Source organism: Neobacillus terrisolis, assembly GCF_051233475.1.
In the GTDB taxonomy this organism is placed as follows: domain Bacteria; phylum Bacillota; class Bacilli; order Bacillales; family Cytobacillaceae; genus Bacillus_BU.
In genome coordinates this window covers 244,840-260,509 of the sequence record NZ_JBKFGH010000008.1, presented here as the reverse complement: position 1 = coordinate 260,509, position 15,670 = coordinate 244,840, and the positions used below count along the sequence as shown (strand labels likewise).

Here is a 15,670-nt window from a genome sequence, read left to right as displayed (position 1 = left end):
CACCGTGCAAAAGGTTCCTAAGTACAAAAAACTAAGCTATTTAGCACTACTTATGTTTATGCTAATGCTGGCTGGTTGCGGTAATAATGATGACGCAGCCGATAAAGACAAAAAGGAAAAGGATCAGCATGCGGAAGAAGAAAAAGATGATGATTTTGAAAAAACATTAGCAGGCGGCAGGCTGGGTAGTAACAGCATTGCTTTTGTCGGCGGTGGTTCAAGTAATAAAATTTGGGTCATTGATGCGAAGTTCCATAAGATGTTAACGGCTATTGATGCTGGCGGACCAAAATTGGAGCGCACACAGCAAAAATACCCAAACCTTCATGACACGCATGCGATTACATTTACAAAAGATTTTAAACTTATGTTTACAGTTGACTGGTTCAACTATGATGAGCCTTCCTATGTGATTGCAATGGATCCAAAAACCTTTAAGGAATTGTGGCGCGTCCCAGCAGGTTTTGGCGGGCACCATTCTGCCTTATCTCCAGACGATAAATATTTGTACGTTGCCAATCAATATGGTGACACGATTTCAGTAATTGATGTTCAAGCGAAGCGGAAAATTAAGGACATTCCTTCGGGAAAGGGAACCGATTATATAACTCCGTCGATGTATTGGGATGGGAAAGCAATTGATTCCCCGTACTTATTTGCTAGTATTGACCAAGAAGATAAAGTGGCGGTGCTAGATTGGAAAAAGAATGAAATCATCAAGAATATTTCTGTTGGTGGCAGCTTGCATGGGGTCAATTTAACACCGGATGCAAAGCAAGTCTGGGTTGCAGTTGGCGGAGCTAAGAAGGTTGTGGTCATCGATGCCGAAACTTTGGAAATTACAGAGGAAATCAAATTTGATGGTGGTCCAATTCATATTTCATTTACTCCGGATGGAAAGTTCGCTTTTGTAACCTATGGCGGAAATAAACTATCTAAAGTGGACATGAAGTCGCATAAGATTCTGTGGACTTCAACTGGGACAACAATTCCTGCTCATACAGGAATCAGCCCGGACGGTAAAGAGCTATGGACATTGAACCATGGCATGGACAAGCGCTACGGCTATCAGCTCGGTGGCGAGGTTGTCAGCGGCGTTCAGGTGTGGGACACCGAAAATGGTGATTTAATTACCGAGATTCCTGCTGAAGGTATCCCGCATGAAATTCAATTTGTGCCATTCTCGGCTCTTGGGGGCACGGATTTGACAAGTGAAGAAATCCATTCAGGCGGATCCCACTCTGTTGCTGAGGCTGGGGAAAAGCTTTATCGCCAGAGCTGTTTATCCTGCCATGGTGAGAACCTGGAAGGAAAGTCCGGTCCAAGTCTTAAAGCAATTGGCGGAAAGCTTCATCAAGAGGATATTTATGAGATCATTATTAATGGTAAAGGCATGATGCCTGGCGGTTTGGTCTCGGAAACAGATGCGAAAATCCTTGCCAATTGGTTAGCTGAGAAGAAATAAGTGTGGAGTTTGTGGGGGCAGTCCATTTGTGGGCTGTCTCTTTGTTTATGTGGGTTTTTTGTAGTCATAAAAAAATCTAAATGAGGTTTTTGAACTGAAGCCGATATAAAAACACCTGACTTTGTTAAAAGTCTCCACTTTTTTAGGGTTTTTTATCAAAACTGGGTCAATTTTCAAAAGAACTCTGCAATTTTTATTAAAATCAGCTCATTTTTGAAGATTTCCTTATTTTTTTCAAAAATATTTGCCCACTGAAAGGTGCTTATGCCCGTTTAAATGTGGATATGAGACAAGTAAAAAAATATATGGACCAACTTTCGAAATATATGGACCAACTTTTAAAATATATGGACCAACTTCAAAAATATATAAGACAACTTGAAAAATTTATAGACCAAGTTTTATTTATATGAGACAACTTTTAAATATATGGGACAAGAACCTATGCTTGAACACTCCCTTAAATGGAAAATAAATACAAAACTCGACTGATTTTATAAAATAAAGCACTCTCCCAAATGCAATTAGTAAAAAACACCATCGAAAAGCGGGTAAAAATGTAAAAAAAAGGAAAACTTCCTCGAAAGAAAAAACGTAATTAGACAAAATACAACTCTTGTCTCGTTCAATATAACGAACTACAATAAGGATTGTAAGATTTTACCAAAATATTTGGGAATGAGGCGAAACAAATGAATTTGAAGAAAACATTGTTAACAACTGTCACTGCAGGAGCAATTATCGGGTCTGTTGTTGGACTAGCAGGAGCTGCTACTGATACTCCTTCTGCATCAAAGGCAACAGCAAAAGTAGCGGATTTTAGTGTCCTTGAAGCTAATGCTCAATCTAATGGTGAATGGGTAGATATTCTTAGCACTAATATTATGACTGCGAATCAAAAGGACTTATTTGTAGATGTAAGCTTACAGAGTGGATTGTATACGAAAACTGTCGCAAGAAGTAAGGATATGGTAAAAGATACATCAACTGCTAGTGCAGGAGTTGAAGTTAGAGTATTAGTTGATGGCAAGGAAGCTGCACCTGGGGATGTAATCTTTAGTCAAAGAGAACAAGAATTGTCTGCTACACTTCAAGGCCAAGTGGATTTAGTAGATAAAGATCAGGATGGGGTTATTGAAGAAGGCGAATTAGCAGTTGTTGCTCCAGAGGAAATTTCATTACTTCTAAATACCGTTTCTGCTAACTCATTTGACTTTGTTTTACCGGATGTTCAATCTGGAAATCATACTGTTACTGTTCAAGCAAAAATTACAGATAGTGCAAGTTTTGAAAATGGTTCAGCGGAAGCTTCTGCTGTAATTGGTAAAGGTGCGGTAACAGTTGAAGAAGTGAGAATGGTGAAGGACAACAATATTCAGCTTCAATAGGCATTTGAAATGTAAGGTGTTTCAACAATAGATACACTACATAGATAATAAAGGCAGGGTTCCAGAATGCATGGAATTCCTGCCTTTTTAATTTGTTTTTTACTAACAGCCTCACAACAATTGAACCAGATTACCAGAATACTCACCATGCAAATATGACAATTGTCGTAACATGTTTATAAATGCAAACATCTTCATACGAATTACATAAAAAATTAGTAAAGTGGGCTAGAAGACCATTACAAATTATATTTTAAAATAATCAATCATGGATTTTAGCACAAAAGGAGTTGGATACATGGCTACCAAAGTTTTGAAAATTCAAGGTATGACTTGTGCAGCCTGTGCCAAGGCAGTTGAAAGAGTCACTAGAAAATTGCCTGGTATAAAAGAAGCAAATGTAAACTTTGCTACTGAAAAACTTAATGTAGATTTTGATGAGGGCCAAGTAACGGTTACAGATATTCAAAATGCAGTAAGTAAAGCAGGGTATAGTGCCTTACTAGATTCAGCAACAAAGATTATGAAGATCGAAGGTATGACTTGTGCTGCCTGCGCCAGAGCAAGCGAGCGGGCCGTAAAAAAACTGGACGGCATTATGGAGGCAACGGTAAACTACGCCACTGAAAAACTGAATGTAACGTTTGATACATCAAAGGTTTCCGTCTCAGATATAAAGAAGGCAGTTGAAAAGGCCGGATATAAAGCCATTGAAGAAGAAGTAAGTGTGGACACGGATAAGGAGAGAAAGGAAGCTGAAATCAAATCGCTTTGGAAAAGATTTGTTGTTTCCTTAATCTTTACCATCCCTCTGCTAATTGTATCAATGGGGCACATGCTTGGTTACATGCTTCCGGAACCGCTTGACCCAATGGCAAATCCTGAAAACTTTGCCATTTTACAGCTCGTTTTATCATCTGTTGTGTTATTATTTGGGATTAAATTCTTTGAAGCAGGCTTCACAGCAATGTGGCGTAGAAGTCCGAACATGGACTCGCTCATCGCATTAGGAACGTCAGCAGCTTATTTATATGGCTTATTTGCCATCTATCAGATTTTCATAGGGAACAAAGATTATGCCTATGAACTATATTTTGAATCAGCTGCAGTCATTCTTACCCTTATCACACTCGGAAAATATTTAGAATCCGTTACAAAGGGAAAAACTTCCGAAGCGATCAAGAAGCTGATGGGCTTGGCTCCGAAAACGGCAACTGTAATCAGAAATGGAAAAGAAGCAGTTATTCCAATCGATGAAGTTGAAGTCGGCGTTATTATTGTTGTAAAGCCTGGGGAGAAGCTTCCGGTTGACGGAGAAGTCGTTGAGGGGAACACGGCTATTGACGAATCAATGCTCACCGGGGAAAGTATTCCAGTTGAAAAAGCTCCTGGAAGCAAGGTTATTGGAGCAAGTATAAACAAGGCCGGTTATATTAAATACAAGGCAACAAGAGTTGGAAAAGATACAGCACTTTCGCAAATTATTAAACTAGTGGAAGATGCCCAAGGCTCTAAGGCGCCGATTGCCAAAATGGCCGATATTATTTCTGGTATCTTTGTCCCAATTGTTATGGTATTAGCTTTAGGCGGCGGACTTGCTTGGTATTTCTTAGGTGGTGAGTCTGGGATTTTTGCCCTTACGATCTTTATTTCTGTCCTAGTTATCGCATGCCCTTGTGCACTTGGTCTTGCGACGCCAACAGCGATCATGGTTGGTACAGGTAAAGGGGCCGAGCACGGGGTTCTGATTAAAAGCGGTGTCGCTCTTGAGACTGCTCATAAAATTAAAACGATTGTTTTTGATAAAACGGGTACAATTACTGAAGGTAAACCGAAGGTAACGGATATTGTAACAGTAAACGGGATCAATAAAGAACATCTTCTTCAAATCGCTGCAACAGCGGAAAAAGGCTCTGAGCACCCTCTTGGTGAAGCCATTGTTAGAGATGCGGAAGAAAAGAAATTAGAGTTCAAAAAGATCGATAAGTTTAAGGCGATCCCTGGTCATGGTATCGAGGTTGAAATTGAAGGGGATACCATTTTACTAGGAAATCGAAAATTAATGGTAGAAAGTAATGTTGATATTAGCCAATTAGAGGATACTTCTGGAAAGCTCGCTTCTGAAGGAAAGACCCCTATGTATATTGCGATTAATAACTCTATTAGCGGTATTATCGCGGTAGCCGATACGGTGAAAGCAAGCAGTAAGAATGCCATTGATGCGCTTCATAAAATGGGGATTGAAGTGGCGATGATTACCGGAGATAATCGAAAAACGGCTGAGGCCATTGCAAAACAAGTTGGGATTGACGTAGTGCTCGCAGAAGTTTTACCACAGGATAAAGCGAATGAAGTAAAGAAATTGCAAGCTCAAGGCAAGAAAGTGGCTATGGTTGGTGATGGAATTAATGATGCTCCAGCCTTAGCGCAAGCTGATATTGGGATTGCGATCGGTTCCGGTACAGACGTTGCGATGGAATCTGCTGATGTTGTTCTAATGCGGAGTGATTTAATGGATGTGCCGACTGCGATTCAACTAAGTAAGAAAACAATTAGTAATATTAAGCAGAACTTATTCTGGGCGTTTGGGTACAACACATTAGGGATTCCGGTTGCGATGGGAATTCTTTATATCTTTGGAGGCCCGTTATTAAATCCAATTATTGCAGCAGCAGCAATGAGTTTAAGCTCGGTATCTGTATTGTTAAATGCGATTAGATTAAAAGGCTTTAAGCCAGTGACGAAGTAGTTTTATAGAGTATTAACTAGGGAAACATAAGAAGCTGATTCAAAAAGGTTGGTTAAACAACTTTTTGAGTCAGCTTTTTTGTATCGTTTCTATATATTGCCTTTTATATTAGTGTTCAATATTCTACAGTAATTTGTTTAAATTTACACAATATCATTTAGGCCGTAAGTCAAAACTGCAATACATGGGTTGCTCAGTACCCTATGTATTGGTCGTTATTACAGTAAGATAAGTGATTAAGTATTTTTGGCATGGAAATTGCAACCTATAAAAATGAATATGTTATAAAGGAGGAAGGAAAATGGATAAGAAAACGATGAATCTGCTTTATGTTACGGCTGGAGTGGTCGTAGCAGCGGTAATTGGTTATGTGTTATGGATGTATGTTTTTATGGATCCTTCACAAATGTAAGTCTGAATCCTTTTAAAAATAAAACTGCTACAAAAATGTTAGTAAATAGGGAACGTTTCTAAGTGATCCCACGGTATAATAAAATATAATCTAAACACAAAATGATGGGGGGAACCTCATCATTTTTAATTATAAACTCTAAAACTTAAAATTTTGGTACGATTCTTGCTTGTTATATTATTAGAACGTTATCTAGTTATTTTATTACTTGAAAACTGAACCTTTTGAGAGGTGTTCATATGAATCCTAAAAAAAATATCGTTTACTTATTTTTGGGTATTTTCATGATTATCGTGATCTATAACTTTGTTCTTCCTTTTTTTACGCTGCAAACTTCTTATGGCATGCGGATGGGCATGGGAATGGGAATGCATGGGGGAGAATGGATAAGCAATAATAATGTTTATTATTATAACCTTATCCTTAATTTTATCCTTATCGTAAGTATCGTTTTTGTGGGCTTTATCATTGTGAATAAAGTCCTGTTCAGCTCTAATAAGCATAAATGCAAGAAGTGCGGATTGCCTATTGAGAGCGATGAATGGAAAATTTGTCCTCGATGTGGCCAAAATTTGCAAGATAAAGGGGGAAATAATGGGTGACTCTCTTATTTTTAATCATCATTGCGGCTCTAATTTATTATATTTTCATCCAAAAACAAGCAAATAACACTGTATTTTCAGGTGCTAACGATAAAAAATGTCCTAATTGCAGCAATCCGGTGAAAGCAGACTTTAACGTTTGTCCAGTATGTAAAGAAACGTTAAGAAAGAAGTGTCACAGCTGTGGTAATTTAGTAGATGTAACCTGGAAGTATTGCCCTTACTGTGAGGAAACTTTAAAAAACAACAATAATGGACCAAACTGAATCCAATCCAAAAAAAACGCTATCGCCCAAGATAGCGTTTTTTTATGTGCAAAAAACTAAACAGCAAACTGTTCAAAATTTAACAGTACGCTGTAAGATACTGCACAACATGACGCCGAAGGAGTCTTAATTTTTAGAATCAACGGCCTTTACCAACGAAAAAACGATGTGGCACAGTAATTGCATTAAGATAAGTGAGAGGAAAATTTTAGAGAGGTGAAGAAAATGAAAAAGGATCCTACCCTGAAAATTATTGGACTATCAACATTGGGATTATTTGTGCTGTTTCTTGTAAAATCTGTCTTTTTTCCAACAGGATATGGAATGTCAGTAGGATATAACATGCCAAGATATTATACGTATGGCTACAATAACTCTTTTGGCATTAATGGGTTTATCACTTCGATCATTCAAGTTTTATTGGTTGTCTTTATTGTAGGTTTACTAGTTGCGATTGTAATGATTGTAAAAAATAATTTATTAAATTTAGAGGAATTTGATTCAATTAAAGAAAAATTTGGTTTTTCCACCACGGTTAATGATATAAAAGAAAAGCTTTCGGACGAGGAAACCAATGAACCAACTGAAACACTCGTGGAGGTACCTAATCAGGCGGAAAAATCCAAAAAAACTTGTCCTGAATGTGGCTATGAATTGGATCCGGAATGGAAAATTTGCTTGAATTGTGGGAAGGAATTAAAAAAGAGCAGAAAAAAGAAAACCACTGAAAGTCAGTAATGTTTCTAAAGATAAATTATATGGAGGGATTTAGATGAAAATGAATTCCTGGTTTAAATTAGCAGCTGTTTCATTAGCCGGTATGATTATTAGCTTTTTAATTCTATGGGGGTTTCAACAGTATAATCAATATCAATATTATAACAATATGAACGGGATGCAAATGAACGGTTATGGTAATATGCAAGGTATGAATATGCAGGGGGGATGGAGTACGCAAGGCAATTCGGGCTATATGCCGAACGTGAATATGCAAGGCGGATGGAATATGAAAGGGAATATGAACAACATGCCGAATATGAATATGCAGGGTGGCTGGAATATGCAAGGGAATATGGGCAACATGCCAAGTGGTAATATGAATATGAATTAAGTAAGCATAGAATGTAGATTTCTCATGAACATTCGGAAACCCAGGGATATCCTCTGGGTTTTAATTGTTTAGATGGTTTCTTTTATTCAAAAAATCTTCACATCAGCTTCTTTATTAACAATCTGTCTACATCTAATCTACATAATTGAAATTTATACTATTTATAAAAGGGTCATTTTTAGGAGAGTCATGATAGGATGAAAAACAAATTAGGCTTTAAGCTATTAATTGTCCTGCTAGTCGTGGTGATTTCAGGACTTCATATTTATTATTCAATTTCTGCTAGTTCAACGCTGCACCAATTTTTTAAACTGCTGTTATTCATTCCGATTATCCTGGCCTCTTTTCAATTTGGTTTTCGAGGTGGAACGGTAACGGCATTAGTAATAAGTATCATTTATTCTCCACAAAAATTATTATCGTTTAGCTTTAAAGGCGAAGCTGTAAGTGAGCTCTTGGATATTTTGTTGTTTTTTGCAATCGGGATTATAACGGGTATTTTAGTCGAAAGGAAAAATCTGGCTATCAATACGATTGACAATCAATTGAAAAAGTATGTTATTCTCGAAAATTACTCCAACTCTATATTTGAAAGTATTAGTAATGGAATTGTCTCGATAAATGAAGATTATTTTATTACCTCACTGAACACTGGAGCAAAAAATATATTGGGTGTAACAAATGATTGTATCGGTACGAACTTTATGGAGCTGTTTCCGACGGGGAAGGATTTTGAAAAAATCATTTTTACTGCCATGGAAAAAGGCGAGCCTATAAAAAATATTGAAAAAAACTTATCGATAAATGATAAGGAAATCACGATAGAAATCGGTGCGTATCCGTTAAGTTTAGAGAAGAAAAATAAAGGTTTAGTAATCATTCTCGAGGATATTACTGAAATTAAAAAAATTAAAGATCAAATGCAACGGAACGATAAATTAGCCACAGTTGGTGAACTCGCGACAGGGATTGCTCATGAAATTAGAAATCCATTAGCGATCATCAAAATGATTGAACAAACGATGCGAAGTGAGTTGAAGGAAAATAAGGATGCAATCCTTGAGTTAAAGGTAATCGATGAAGAGGTGGAAAGGGCAAACAAAGTGATCAAATCACTAATGGAATTTGGGAAACCAAGTAAAAATGAAAAAAATAGCTACTGTTTAAATGAAATCATTGAAGATGTGCAAATTATTGTAAACAAATATACGATGCAGCATCTAGTAAAGATTGATTTTGAAAAGGGAGAAATTCCAAATGCTAATGTGGACAAAGAACAACTTAAGCAGGCTTTTGTCAATCTGATATTTAATGCTGTTGATGCAATGCCGCAAGGAGGAGAACTGCTCATTTCGACAGAGTATCTGCCTGAAAAATGGATTAAGGTTGTTTTTCAGGATAATGGGGAAGGAATTGCTGAGGATAATATGGAGAAAATATATTCTCCATTTTTCACAACAAAAGATGAGGGTACGGGTTTAGGATTATCCATTGTACACAGAATCATTGAGGATCATGGAGGAATTATTAAGGTAACGAGTAAACTCGGAAAAGGGACACGCTTCGAATTATTGTTCCCAACTGAGGATGATTCACTTTTTAACAACCACGGCGCCCAAATATAGAGGGACAAAAAAACATTGCTACGGAGAAAAGAGATTGCAAGATTGGGGAGGCAGAACCTTGAAAATATTAATTGCAGATGATGAAAAAAATATGCGCTGGATACTTGAAAAAAACTTAAAATCTGAAGGGTTTGCTGTAGTCTCTGCAGAGGATGGAGAAGAAGCCTTTAATTTATTTTTAGATGAGATTCCGGATATGGTCATATTAGACTACAGAATGCCTAAGCTCGATGGCATGGAGGTTTTGAAAAGAATAAAAAAAATAAACATCAGTACTCCGGTTATTATGATAACAGCCCACGGCAGTACTGACGCAGCAGTGGAAGCCATGAAAATTGGTGCAGTTGACTATATTTCAAAACCGTTTGATATAAATGAATTAAAGATGACAATTTTCAAAGCTTTAAATATAGATAAATTAAATAAGGAAATAGAATACTTGAGAGATCTATCTACAGAGAAATTTGACAATAAAATTGTCGGTCAAAGCAAAAAAATGCAGGAAATATTTACTATGATTGACAAGATTGCCGATACCAACGCCACTGTTTTAGTGATGGGTGAAAGTGGGACAGGAAAAGAAGGAATCGTCGCATCCATTCATAATAAAAGCAGCCGAAAGGATATGCCCTATATCAGGGTAAATTGCGGTGCGATTCCAGAAAACTTAATTGAAAGTGAATTGTTTGGACATGAGAAAGGGGCCTTTACCGGTGCAAATTCGAGGAAGTTTGGTCGATTTGATCGGGCCCAAGGAGGAACTCTTTTTCTTGATGAAATAGGTGAATTAAGTTTAACTCTGCAAGTTAAGATATTGAGAGTGCTTCAAGAAAAGGAGTTTGAAAGAGTAGGAGGAACAGAGGTTATTAAATCCGATGTTCGGATCATAGCAGCAACGAACCGAAATCTTGAAGAGATGGTTGAAAAAGGTGAGTTTCGTGAAGATCTTTTATATCGGTTAAAAGTAATCCCGATCTGGTTGCCGCCTTTACGAGAACGGAAGGAAGATATTGATTTATTAGTCGAGCATTTTATCGGAAAGTATTGTAAAGAAACAAATAAAGAAAAAATGATCATTGAAAAGGACGCATTGGATTTACTAGAGGCTTATGATTATCCAGGGAACATAAGAGAGTTGGAGAATCTGATTGAAAGAATGGTTATTCTTTGTGCCGATGGGATCATTCGTGCATCGATGCTCCCGAAAGAAATCGTCAAAGGGGCTTTTTTAAATAAAAAAGATCTTTTTATCCTGCCTGAAGAGGGGATTAATTTTGAAGAGGTAGAAATAAGTCTGGTAAGACAAGCCTTAGAAAGATCAAATGGAAATCAGACCCATGCAGCGAAGCTTCTCGGCATGTCCAGACATGCGCTTATCTATAGAATGGATAAATTTCATTTGAAATAGGATAGCGTACTGTAGGATATTTCACACGGGGCTGTAAAATACTCCACAAATAAAAGTTCAATAAGATAAACAAAAGGAGGAGATTTGAATGAATCTCCTCCTTTTTCTTTTAGGCTTTGTTAAATATCAATGTTGATTTTGAGCAAGCTGTTGATTGGAGCGGAAGGTGCGAGACTCCTGCGGGAGAAGGTGTCACGGGAGACCCCACAGGCGCTATGGCGCCGAGGAGGCTCCCGGACTCCCCTGCGGAAAGGGAGTACCTGCAGCGGAAATCAACAGCCAAATATAACAGAGCCTTCTTATAAAAACATCTTGGCACGGAATTTGCATTATAAGTTAGTGTAACGAAATTTAATTAGGAGGTGAATGGATTGAAAAATGAAACTGGATTAAGAATTTTAGCCTACTCCGTTTTAGGCTTGATTGCTTTTTGGCTTGTCAAAGCTTTATTTTTCCCAACAGGGTATGGAATGACGATTCGATATAACATGCCAGTTAGAAACGGGTCTGAGCATGGTTACATGTACAATTATGGAATGAATAGTTTTGGTTCTTCCATTTCACAACTACTGTTCATCATTTTTATTATTGCACTAATAGTCGGGTTGGTAATGATTGTGAAAAATTACTTATTTACGCCTGAAGATATTGCAACCATCAAGGGTTCTTTTTCTGGAAAAATAAATCAAGTAACGAATTCTTGCGATGCTTGTGGAAAAGAATTGAAGCCCGACTGGAAAGTGTGCCCAAATTGTGGGAAAGAAGTAGTGAATCCAGATAAACATTAATATTGGATGGGTGATAGTCAAATCGGCCATAACCAATAGATCGAAAATGATGAGAAGGAGGTACATTCATTATGGTAACGGGTTTTGGATTAGGAGTTTCTGTAAGCTTGCTTTTAACATTTTTAATTAAATTCTTTTTTGTAGTGTTTATTGTTGGCTTAGTTGGAGGGTTAATCGTAACAGCAAAAAACTATGTATTCACTCCAGAAGACATTGCGGCGTTTAAGGCTCCATTTAAAGGACATAAAACAGAAGAAAAACAAGTAGAAAATGAATTTTAATTATTGGAGGGTTTAAAAAATGACAACAAATCCATGGTTCAAATTAGCAGGTGTATCTTTAGCAGGTATTGTGTTAAGCTTCTTCATTCTTTGGGGAATTACGCAGTTTAATCAATATCAATATTACAATAATATGAATGGAATGAATATGCAGGGTGGCACAGTGCAGGGCATGAATATGGGCACGCAAGGTATGAATATGCAAGGCAACATGAACATGCAGGGCGGCGGCATGATGATGGATGATATGGACATGATGAATATGCAAGGCGGCAACATGAACATGCAAGGTGGCGGCATGATGATGGACAATATGAAGATGCAAGGCGGCATGATGATGGGGATGTAATCCTCATTCAATAATGTGAACCCAGAGTCGGTGCTCTGGGTTTTTTTTTGTATGCAAACTGGACAAATATTATTCACATATAAAATTTTTTGCAATAATTACGCCCTTTCTACATCTCATCTACATATAAAATTTCTATACTACAGCTAGATAATAAAGATAAAAAACTTTGAAAGTATTTTATCTTAGGAAATATTTTAGGAGGTTAAAAAATGGCATCAAAGAATAGTGTTTTCGGTAAAATTTTAGCGGTCTTTCTCGTGCTGATCATTATAAGCGGGTCCGGTTTCCTTGCCTATAATTTGCTATCTGGTTCGATGGGAAGCATGAATATGAGTGGTTCGGATATGAACTCCGATCAATCTACCAGCGATCAGTCCAAAGATAAAACCACTAATAAAGCGGATACTTCCGAACAGAAAATGAACATGGAAGATAATTCATCAAAGGATAGCATGGATATGGGACAAAGTTCTTCCAAAGAAAATATGACGATGGAAGATACCACATCCGGGACAAATACTCAATATTCAACACCAGTACTTACTGCAGTCCTACAAAATCAAGATGACCTTGCAAAAGCTATGGTTACGTTAAAGGATTCTTTAAGTCTATTAGGTCAAGAAGTTAGCGAAGAAGAAACTACTAATACGGATCCTAATGCGAACCATCAACAATCGCAAAATCAATCAAACACTACAACAGATGCACAAGGCAATACGGTTGTAAATGTTTATCCGCAAAACGGCACGATGGCAACTGCAATGGAAAATATGGGGACAACCTATGATGCGGCTAAAATGGAACAGCTTCATACAGGCTACTACAAAGTAGCAATTGGTATGCAACTGTTAGAACAGCTTAAGAGTAATTTATCTGGTCAACTAGAAATGGCAAGCGCAAGTGTTACGAATCCTTCCCAATATTACAACAATCAGTTTTTAACGACAGTACAGAACAAAAATAAGTTAACTGAAGCATTAACGTACATTAACGAAGCGGGTTCATTAGTTAATATCAATCCGTACGTTTCTAAAGACGGGCTTGTGTATAACAAAGAGAAAATGGGTCAACTACATGACAGCATTAATAAGCTGGCCATAGCTGTAGTGGATTTAAATAAAATCAATGATAATTTTTCACAGCAGTCGATTCAATTTAGTAATCTTGCCCAAAATTCACCAACGATGACCAGCGTGGACATGGATATGGATATGGGTGGAAGTTTCTTAAGTAACATCAATATGACAACCGTATTTAATGTACTGGTAATTGTCTTTATATTCATTTTTGTAATCTCTATGTTTGGGTATGTTAGCAGATTATTGAAAGCACCGAAAAATTCATAAAGTAATTTAGTCCACAACTTAAAAAGGAGAGTAAATATGTGGAACCTCATCAAGAATGATCCTATTTTAAAAACTATTACTATTTTAATCATCGGACTCTTTGCCTTTTCCTTTGCTTTCAGCATTATGTTTGGCGGAGGAACATCAGGGACGGAGCATGCACATGATACAGCCACTGCAGGTTATAGTGCAGCGACAGGATTAAGCCAAATCATTGTCCTTCTGTCTAAAATTTTAATCATTGTCCTGCTTGTAGCGGTCATCATCGCGGCAATTAAGTTTGTAAGAAAACATGTCGTTGGAGGTGAGCCAATTAAGGGCATGGATGCTATAAAAAATAAACCAGTGTTGTCCGTCTTAGTTGGAATTGGCGGAATTCTAATCCTGCTTCTTGTCATGAATTTGTTATCACCAGCAGCTGGTGGGACTGAAATGGCTCACGGGACATCAAGTATGGCAAGTAATCAATATGGATTTGGATTAGCTGGGCTCCTCTCTATTTTATTAAAATTGGTAGCTGCCATTTCATTGATTGGCTTAGGAACTGGTCTAGTCATGTATTTCAAGGACCGTTACTTTAACGATATTAAACTATCGATTCTGTCAGCTAAAGAATCCTGCTCTTCATGCGGCACAGAACTAAAAGCAAGCTGGAAATGTTGTCCGAGCTGTGGAACGGATATTAACAAACATGAAGTTGTAGAAATGATCGCTGAAGAAAACGGAACGAACTAATATGAGAATCAAATTTGATCTAGTGATGCATTGGCTTTATGCAATTGTATGGGCCTTGCTTGCGATTAGTGGCTTCGCGATGACTGGAGCAAACTATGGCTGGCTATTAAATTTTAATATAGCCTCTGCAGATTATGTACACCGTGTATCCGCAGCCATCTTTGTCATCCTTACTCTTATCTCGGTTATCTATGAAGTCATAAGAGGGATTAAGAATGATGAGAAAAAATCAGCTTGGCTTATCATAGGGAAAAATGGATACCAGTTGTTTATCTTTATTACCTCATTAATCTTTATCATAACTGGTGCATTAATCTGGTTCTGTATGGAGTTTCGGATGTCCTTTACCAGCTTTCCGCTCTTGGTCCATGAGTACCTATCCTATGTTGTTCTGGCAAGCGTCATCTGGCATATATACAAGAAATGTCACATCCTATTATGGCCTAAAAAGGCTCGTGATATGAAAGTTGGCAGGTAGGAGGGAAGAACATGATACAACAAAAGCCATGGTTTAAAGTCTTTGTTTGGTTTCTGACAACCTTCTTCCTTTTCCTGGCAAGTGGCGTAATCATCTCCATTTTTAAACCGGGACCTTCACAAATCGATGGAATGAAATTCATGTCCGGAATGATGAGTGCCATGCACAACTCGATAATGGGAATCACGATGGGGGTAGGACATAATCGTACAATCGTCAGGATTCTGGCAACCTCTTACTCTATGGTAGTTCCTACGTTAGCATTCAGCATCGCAGCAGGCTTTGCGATCAGGTTTTTGCGGAGGAGTGGTAAGAGTGTTCGATAAGAAGAAGTTAAATTTTTGGCGATTGGCCGTCATCTATATTGGGATGACTGCGACGATATTACTACTTTTGTGGAGTTCACCGTTTAAGTCACAAACAGCGATGATGGGTAGCAGTATGGGAAGCATGATGAAGGGAATGCATGCTTCCGACACAACGATTTATAGTCTACTCTCCAATCCTGTAGACCAACAGCAGCAAATGAATGGAATGGCAGGTCATCATGAAAATTCGCCAGTATACAACATAGGTGTTCTGACCACAGGGACTATTTTTCTATTACTCCCACTCATCATTGGCGGGTCAATCATACTGGCAATAATCTGGATAAAATAGGTGA

General features: G+C 37.7%; 17 protein-coding genes. All 17 read left to right on the top strand.

Translation table 11 applies throughout. From position 1 onward, the window contains the following. Window positions 1-4: 4 nt before the first annotated feature. The 17 genes from ACI48O_RS06900 to ACI48O_RS06820 all read left to right on the top strand — a co-directional run bounded on the left by ACI48O_RS06900 (window position 5) and on the right by ACI48O_RS06820 (window position 15,666). Window positions 5-1,465 (top strand): YVTN family beta-propeller repeat protein, encoded by a 1,461-nt coding sequence (locus ACI48O_RS06900; protein WP_435561002.1) that lies wholly within the window; start codon window positions 5-7, stop codon window positions 1,463-1,465. A gap of 692 nt (window positions 1,466-2,157) precedes the next feature. After that, complete coding sequence (locus ACI48O_RS06895; protein WP_435561001.1) at window positions 2,158-2,853, top strand: hypothetical protein; 696 nt, start codon at window positions 2,158-2,160, stop codon at window positions 2,851-2,853. Window positions 2,854-3,151: 298 nt separating this feature from the next. Beyond that, window positions 3,152-5,602, top strand: a complete 2,451-nt coding sequence (locus ACI48O_RS06890; RefSeq protein ID WP_435561000.1) for a heavy metal translocating P-type ATPase — start codon at window positions 3,152-3,154, stop codon at window positions 5,600-5,602. A gap of 651 nt (window positions 5,603-6,253) precedes the next feature. Then, window positions 6,254-6,616, top strand: coding sequence for a hypothetical protein (locus tag ACI48O_RS06885; RefSeq protein ID WP_435560999.1), 363 nt, complete (start codon window positions 6,254-6,256; stop codon window positions 6,614-6,616). Continuing rightward, window positions 6,613-6,882, top strand: coding sequence for a zinc ribbon domain-containing protein (locus ACI48O_RS06880; RefSeq protein WP_435560998.1), 270 nt, complete (start codon window positions 6,613-6,615; stop codon window positions 6,880-6,882). The genes ACI48O_RS06885 and ACI48O_RS06880 overlap by 4 nt, the downstream gene beginning before the upstream one ends. 225 nt (window positions 6,883-7,107) lie before the next feature. Then, entirely contained in the window at window positions 7,108-7,620 is a 513-nt protein-coding gene (locus tag ACI48O_RS06875; RefSeq protein WP_435560997.1) for a zinc ribbon domain-containing protein, read from the top strand. Window positions 7,621-7,654: 34 nt separating this feature from the next. Further along, entirely contained in the window at window positions 7,655-7,993 is a 339-nt protein-coding gene (locus ACI48O_RS06870; protein WP_435560996.1) for a hypothetical protein, read from the top strand. A gap of 197 nt (window positions 7,994-8,190) precedes the next feature. Then, window positions 8,191-9,618 carry a two-component system sensor histidine kinase NtrB gene (locus ACI48O_RS06865; protein WP_435560995.1) on the top strand — a complete coding sequence of 476 codons (1,428 nt, stop codon included), beginning with the start codon at window positions 8,191-8,193 and terminating at the stop codon, window positions 9,616-9,618. 58 nt (window positions 9,619-9,676) lie between these two features. Beyond that, window positions 9,677-11,026, top strand: a complete 1,350-nt coding sequence (locus ACI48O_RS06860) for a sigma-54-dependent transcriptional regulator (protein WP_435560994.1) — start codon at window positions 9,677-9,679, stop codon at window positions 11,024-11,026. Window positions 11,027-11,397: 371 nt separating this feature from the next. After that, window positions 11,398-11,814: a zinc ribbon domain-containing protein gene (locus ACI48O_RS06855; RefSeq protein ID WP_435560993.1), complete on the top strand. Its 417-nt coding sequence runs from the start codon at window positions 11,398-11,400 to the stop codon at window positions 11,812-11,814. 71 nt (window positions 11,815-11,885) lie between these two features. Further along, a complete protein-coding gene (locus tag ACI48O_RS06850) occupies window positions 11,886-12,095 on the top strand; it encodes a hypothetical protein (protein ID WP_435560992.1) in 210 nt (69 codons plus the stop codon). A gap of 19 nt (window positions 12,096-12,114) precedes the next feature. Continuing rightward, the gene (locus ACI48O_RS06845) at window positions 12,115-12,444 is read left to right on the top strand and encodes a hypothetical protein (protein WP_435560991.1); all 330 of its coding nucleotides are present in this window, start codon (window positions 12,115-12,117) and stop codon (window positions 12,442-12,444) included. Window positions 12,445-12,656: 212 nt separating this feature from the next. After that, window positions 12,657-13,793: a hypothetical protein gene (locus tag ACI48O_RS06840; protein ID WP_435560990.1), complete on the top strand. Its 1,137-nt coding sequence runs from the start codon at window positions 12,657-12,659 to the stop codon at window positions 13,791-13,793. Window positions 13,794-13,829: 36 nt separating this feature from the next. After that, complete coding sequence (locus tag ACI48O_RS06835) at window positions 13,830-14,528, top strand: zinc ribbon domain-containing protein (RefSeq protein WP_435560989.1); 699 nt, start codon at window positions 13,830-13,832, stop codon at window positions 14,526-14,528. 1 nt (window position 14,529) lies between these two features. Further along, the gene (locus tag ACI48O_RS06830) at window positions 14,530-15,006 is read left to right on the top strand and encodes a cytochrome b/b6 domain-containing protein (protein ID WP_435560988.1); all 477 of its coding nucleotides are present in this window, start codon (window positions 14,530-14,532) and stop codon (window positions 15,004-15,006) included. A gap of 11 nt (window positions 15,007-15,017) precedes the next feature. Then, entirely contained in the window at window positions 15,018-15,332 is a 315-nt protein-coding gene (locus ACI48O_RS06825) for a hypothetical protein (protein WP_435560987.1), read from the top strand. After that, a complete protein-coding gene (locus tag ACI48O_RS06820) occupies window positions 15,322-15,666 on the top strand; it encodes a hypothetical protein (RefSeq protein WP_435560986.1) in 345 nt (114 codons plus the stop codon). Before ACI48O_RS06825 ends, ACI48O_RS06820 begins: the two co-directional genes overlap by 11 nt. Window positions 15,667-15,670: the final 4 nt, after the last annotated feature.

Coding starts and splice junctions, on each gene's coding strand:
- ACI48O_RS06885 (WP_435560999.1), top strand. CDS start 6,254: ATGAATCCTAAAAAAAATATCGTTTACTTATTTTTGGGTATTTTCATG.
- ACI48O_RS06870 (WP_435560996.1), top strand. CDS start 7,655: ATGAAAATGAATTCCTGGTTTAAATTAGCAGCTGTTTCATTAGCCGGT.
- ACI48O_RS06845 (WP_435560991.1), top strand. CDS start 12,115: ATGACAACAAATCCATGGTTCAAATTAGCAGGTGTATCTTTAGCAGGT.
- ACI48O_RS06895 (WP_435561001.1), top strand. CDS start 2,158: ATGAATTTGAAGAAAACATTGTTAACAACTGTCACTGCAGGAGCAATT.
- ACI48O_RS06875 (WP_435560997.1), top strand. CDS start 7,108: ATGAAAAAGGATCCTACCCTGAAAATTATTGGACTATCAACATTGGGA.
- ACI48O_RS06840 (WP_435560990.1), top strand. CDS start 12,657: ATGGCATCAAAGAATAGTGTTTTCGGTAAAATTTTAGCGGTCTTTCTC.
- ACI48O_RS06865 (WP_435560995.1), top strand. CDS start 8,191: ATGAAAAACAAATTAGGCTTTAAGCTATTAATTGTCCTGCTAGTCGTG.
- ACI48O_RS06850 (WP_435560992.1), top strand. CDS start 11,886: ATGGTAACGGGTTTTGGATTAGGAGTTTCTGTAAGCTTGCTTTTAACA.
- ACI48O_RS06835 (WP_435560989.1), top strand. CDS start 13,830: ATGTGGAACCTCATCAAGAATGATCCTATTTTAAAAACTATTACTATT.
- ACI48O_RS06890 (WP_435561000.1), top strand. CDS start 3,152: ATGGCTACCAAAGTTTTGAAAATTCAAGGTATGACTTGTGCAGCCTGT.
- ACI48O_RS06825 (WP_435560987.1), top strand. CDS start 15,018: ATGATACAACAAAAGCCATGGTTTAAAGTCTTTGTTTGGTTTCTGACA.
- ACI48O_RS06830 (WP_435560988.1), top strand. CDS start 14,530: ATGAGAATCAAATTTGATCTAGTGATGCATTGGCTTTATGCAATTGTA.